Source organism: Alcanivorax profundi, from assembly GCF_003597125.1.
In the GTDB taxonomy this organism is placed as follows: domain Bacteria; phylum Pseudomonadota; class Gammaproteobacteria; order Pseudomonadales; family Alcanivoracaceae; genus Alcanivorax; species Alcanivorax profundi.
The window spans coordinates 1-639 of the sequence record NZ_QYYA01000054.1; the positions used below are offsets into that span (position 1 = coordinate 1).

The 639-nt window shown below is 42.4% G+C and carries 1 protein-coding gene; it reads right to left on the reverse strand.

Translation table 11 applies throughout. From position 1 onward, the window contains the following. A partial coding sequence (locus D4A39_RS19030) for a transposase family protein (protein WP_497707267.1) occupies positions 1-558 on the reverse strand: 558 nt, incomplete at its 3' end. Between the last annotated feature and the right edge of the window lie 81 nt (positions 559-639).

The following is a 639-nucleotide window of genomic DNA, read 5'->3' on the forward strand; positions in this document are numbered from 1 at the left end:
GAGAGCGTGTAACTTATAACCAAAATAATACGTGTTCTGCGAAGCACAGAAGCCGAAGTCGGGAGCTTGCGAGAAATTGCCGGCACGCCCCATCTTGCAACGTTTTCCTCTTGCAACCCTACAGACCTCTATCGGCTTGGAGTCAACAAAGAATTGTTCCTCTCCGCCATCCATTTCCATGGCAATCCGCTTGCGCAGTTCCTCACACAGGCCTGCCGTTTTCTTCCTGCGGTCATTGAACTGTCTCCTTGATATGAGATTAGGAATGTTGTCCTTGTACTCTTGCAATTTATAGTCGAACAACCACTTCTCACTATCAATGCTCTCGGTCTCTGCCGTCAAGGATAGCGCCACCACTTCCAAATCCGAAAACTTGGGAACAGGACCACGACGTGGAACATTACCCGATTCATTGACGAGATTTTCAGAGAATTGCTTGCATATCTCGAGTATTTTGACGAATTTTGTATAAAGGTTGTACATACGATGGTTTGGACTTAATGTTTTGAACACCACTAAGTTACTAAAAATCAGCGATATGTGCAACTTTTTACTCATATTTATCAACTTAAATTAATTCCGCCAACGGGTATATAATTTATAATAACTTGTATGATATTCCTCGTATATACTATCGCT